This is a genomic window from Methylomagnum sp. (genome assembly GCF_054333355.1).
In genome coordinates this window covers 1-3,841 of sequence record NZ_JBTEKS010000408.1, presented here as the reverse complement: position 1 = coordinate 3,841, position 3,841 = coordinate 1, and the positions used below count along the sequence as shown (strand labels likewise).

Sequence of the window (3,841 nt, the reverse complement as noted above, 5' to 3'; positions counted from 1 at the left end):
GGCTTCCGGCCAGATGACGCCGCGCTCGTCATGGTTCTGCTCAATGGCGGCGGCCACCACCCGCGACACGCCGATGCCGTAACAGCCCATAATCAGCACTTGGTGCTTGCCTTCCTCGTTCAGCACCGTGGCCTGCATGGCCTCGCTGTACTTGGTGCCGAGTTGGAAGATGTGGCCCACCTCGATGCCACGGGCGATGCATAGCGTGCCCTGGCCATCCGGGCTGGGGTCGCCTTCGACGACGAGGCGCAAATCGGCCACGTCCGACAGGGGCAAGTCGCGGGTCCAGTTCGTGCCGGTGTAGTGCTTGCCGTCCTGGTTGGCGCCGCACACGAAGTTGACCAGATTCGCGGCGCTGCGGTCGGCAATGACGGGAATGCTCAGGCCAATCGGGCCGAGCGAGCCGGGCGCACATCCGGCGACTTCCCGCACTTCCGCATCGCTGGCGAATTGCAGCGGGTGGGCCACGGCGTCCAGCTTGGTGGCCTTCACCGGGTTCAATTCGTGGTCGCCCCGCAGCAGCAGGGCCACGATCCCGCCGTCGCTGCCTTTGACCAGCAGGGTTTTCAGGGTGCGGCTCGGTTCAATTTTCAGGAACGCGCTGACTTCGGCGATGCTGTGCTGGCCGGGCGTGTCCTTCAGGGTAAGGGCTTGCGGCGCTTCTTCGGCGACGGATAGGGCTACGGCTTCGGCCATTTCCACATTGGCGGCGTAATCGCTCTGGTCAGAAAAAGCGATGGCGTCCTCGCCGGATTCGGCCAGGACGTGGAACTCGTGGGACAGGCTGCCGCCGATGGCCCCGGTATCCGCCAGCACCGGGCGGAATTCCAGGCCCAGCCGCTCGAAGATGCGGGAATAGGCGGTGAACATGGCCTCGTAGGTTTCCTGGAGCGATTCCTTGTCTAAGTGGAAGGAGTAAGCATCCTTCATCAGGAATTCGCGGGCACGCATCACGCCGAAACGGGGGCGCACTTCATCGCGGAATTTGCTTTGAATTTGATAGTAATTGACCGGAACCTGCTTGTAGCTCTTGATCTCGTTACGCACCAGGTCGGTGATGATTTCCTCGTGGGTTGGCCCTAGGCAGAAATCCCGCTGGTGGCGGTCCTTGAAGCGGCACAGTTCCGGCCCGAACACGCCCCAGCGGCCTGATTCTTCCCATAATTCCGCTGGCTGCACGGCTGGCATGAGAACCTCCAGGGCGTCGGCGCGGTCCATTTCTTCACGGACCACGTTTTCGACCTTACGCAGCACCCGCAGCCCCAGCGGCAACCAGTTGTAGAGTCCAGCGGCGAGTTTGCGGATCAGGCCAGCACGGAGCATCAGCTTGTGGCTGACGATCTCGGCATCGGCGGGGGTTTCTTTGAGGGTGTTGAGCGGGAATTGGCTGGTGCGCATGATGAATGGATGGCTTGGCGTGAAACGGGGTATTGTACCGTCTGGCGGCGAGCGGCGTCAGCCGGGGCGGAGTGGCTAGTCGGGTCATCGTGCCATGCTGAGTGCGCGGCTTTGTTCCCTCTCCAGCGGGAGAGGGTAGGGTGAGGGGAATCAAAAAGGGATTTCCTTCCAACTGGATTCCTCTGCCCGAGAAGCCATGGAAAAAATCCTATTTACAACCCCCTCACCCCAACCCTCTCCCGCGAGGAGAGGGAGAAAAAGCGAGACAATTTCTAAAGCGTGTATTATTAGTTCCCACTATGTGGCTACAAAAAACCATCCTCCTGAAAGCCCGTTCCAGGGGCTTCCACCTCCTCACCACGGAAATCCTGGGCCATCTGCCTGAACTGCGGACCCTCCGGGTCGGGTTGGCCCATTTCTTCATCCAGCATACCTCGGCGTCCCTGACCATTAACGAGAATGCGGACCCCGACGTGCGGCGCGATATGGAAACCCAGTTGCGGCATCTGGCCCCGGACGGCGCGGCCCATTACGTCCATCGTCTGGAAGGGCCGGACGACATGCCCGCCCATATCAAGTCCAGCCTGATGGGCACCGGTCTAGCTATTCCGGTGGGTGAGGGACGGCTGTTGCTGGGGACTTGGCAGGGCATTTATTTGGGCGAACATCGGGACCATGGCGGCGCTCGATCGGTAGTGGTCACGTTGAACGGAGAGGAAGTTTGATGAGCAATGAATCCATGAAAATAATCAAAACGATAGGGTTGGCGCTGGCGCTGCTGGCTGCGCCTTTGCAGGCGGCGGAAAGCGGGTGGGACCGCAGCGCACCAGTGGTGGACAAGCCAGTGGATATGACCGTATACCGCAGCCCCGCTTGTGGCTGTTGCGGCAAGTGGCTGGAGCATATGAAGAAGAATGGCTTCGCGGCGAAGGATGTCCTCACCGAGGACATGGACACGCTGAAACGCCAGCAGGGCGTGCCGAAAGAACTCCAGTCCTGCCATACCGCCCTGGTTGGCGGCTATGTGGTGGAAGGCCATGTGCCCGCAGCGGACGTGGCCGAGCTGCTGAAAAAGAAGCCCCGGGCCGTGGGACTCACGGTGCCGGGTATGACCACGGGAACGCCGGGGATGGAAATGGGCGGCAGGAAAGACCCGTTCGCCGTGCTGGAGTTCGACAAGACCGGCGGCACGCGGGTCTTCCACGACTATCCGTCCTATTAATCAACGACCATTACCAGAAAGGATCGCAGCCATGCTATTAGCCGGCGATGTGGGTGGAACCAAGACGATTCTCGCCCAGTACGAAAAGAGCACGGACGGGTTGGAGCGGGTGCGCGAGCGGATATTTCCCAGTGCGGACTACGCCTCGCTGGACGAGATCGTCGCGGAATTCCTCAGCGACCAGAGCGTGCCACTGGAAGCCGCGTGTTTCGGGGTGGCGGGTCCGGTGCTGGATGGCCGGTCCCGGATTACCAACCTCCCCTGGGTGATCGACGAGCGTTCCTTGGAAGTGACCACCGGGGTTGGGCGGGTCAAGTTGCTCAACGACCTGCAAGCCATGGCGCTGGGCCTGCTTCGCTTGGGACCGGAGGAATGGCTGGACCTCAACCCCGACTCGGAACCCGCCGCCGGCAACCGGGCTGTGCTGGCCGCTGGCACCGGGCTGGGCGAGGCGGTCCTGTACTGGGACGGGATGAACTACCACCCCGTCGCCACCGAGGGTGGCCACACCGATTTCGCCCCGAACGACATGCTGGAAGACGGCCTACTGCTTCACCTGCGGGAAAAGCTCGGGGGCCACGTCAGCTACGAGCGCATCCTGTCCGGTCCCGGCATCGCCAATGTTTACGATTACTTGCGAGCCATCGGCCATGCGCCAGAAAGTAAAGAGTTTGCCGCCCTGCTGGCCGAGACCGATGACCCCGCCCGCGAAATCAGCCGCCACGCCCTGGAGAACAACGATCCGCTAGCCCGCGCAACCCTGCGCCTGTTCGCCCGCATCTACGGGGCCGAGGCGGGCAATCTGGGGTTGAAGTGCCTGGCGCGGGGCGGCGTGCTGATCGGCGGCGGCATCGCCCCGAAAATACTGCCCGCCCTCGTCGACGGCGCGTTCATGGAGGGCTTCTGCGCCAAGGGCCGGTTCGTCGGCTTCATGCGGACCATCCCGGTCAAAATCGCCCTCAATCCCAGCACCGGGCTGTTAGGCGCGGCGGATTACGCGGCGCGTTGCCTGCTTTGAGCTTTTGGAGGGCTGGCTTCGACTCCGCTCAGCCAGCGGAAACCGCCGTTCCCTGAGCGGAGTCGAAGGGAACATTTTCGCGAAAAATAACAACTCTGAGTTGAAGGAACATGGACCAGTTGAATCCCCCGCCCGCCACCGACCCGTTCGCCCATCGGCGGTCGGAGCTAGTCGCCCAGATTGAAGCGGAGGCCAGCGCGACC

4 protein-coding genes are annotated in these 3,841 nt (G+C 62.3%); 3 read left to right on the top strand and 1 reads right to left on the bottom strand.

Annotated elements, in window-relative coordinates; translation table 11 throughout:
* Positions 1–1,398, bottom strand: a 1,398-nt coding sequence (locus ACXWUF_RS20215) for a proline--tRNA ligase (protein ID WP_458496369.1), incomplete at its 3' end; no start/stop codon positions are given.
* Between the two features lie 299 nt (positions 1,399–1,697).
* Between ACXWUF_RS20215 and ACXWUF_RS20210 the strand changes: the two genes are divergently transcribed.
* From ACXWUF_RS20210 to glk, 3 genes are read left to right on the top strand one after another with little or no spacing between them, the layout of a single operon-like run.
* Complete coding sequence (locus ACXWUF_RS20210) at positions 1,698–2,123, top strand: secondary thiamine-phosphate synthase enzyme YjbQ (RefSeq protein WP_458496368.1); 426 nt, start codon at positions 1,698–1,700, stop codon at positions 2,121–2,123.
* Between the two features lie 14 nt (positions 2,124–2,137).
* On the top strand, positions 2,138–2,620 hold the full coding sequence (locus ACXWUF_RS20205; RefSeq protein ID WP_458496367.1) for a DUF411 domain-containing protein: 483 nt from the start codon (positions 2,138–2,140) through the stop codon (positions 2,618–2,620).
* Between the two features lie 31 nt (positions 2,621–2,651).
* Entirely contained in the window at positions 2,652–3,638 is a 987-nt protein-coding gene (gene glk, locus ACXWUF_RS20200) for a glucokinase (RefSeq protein ID WP_458496366.1), read from the top strand.
* The last annotated feature ends 203 nt before the right edge of the window (positions 3,639–3,841 follow it).

Bases quoted from the DNA above. Each gene is read 5' to 3' on its own strand.
- ACXWUF_RS20210 (WP_458496368.1), top strand. From the start codon at position 1,698: ATGTGGCTACAAAAAACCATCCTCCTGAAAGCCCGTTCCAGGGGCTTC.
- ACXWUF_RS20205 (WP_458496367.1), top strand. From the start codon at position 2,138: ATGAAAATAATCAAAACGATAGGGTTGGCGCTGGCGCTGCTGGCTGCG.
- glk (WP_458496366.1), top strand. From the start codon at position 2,652: ATGCTATTAGCCGGCGATGTGGGTGGAACCAAGACGATTCTCGCCCAG.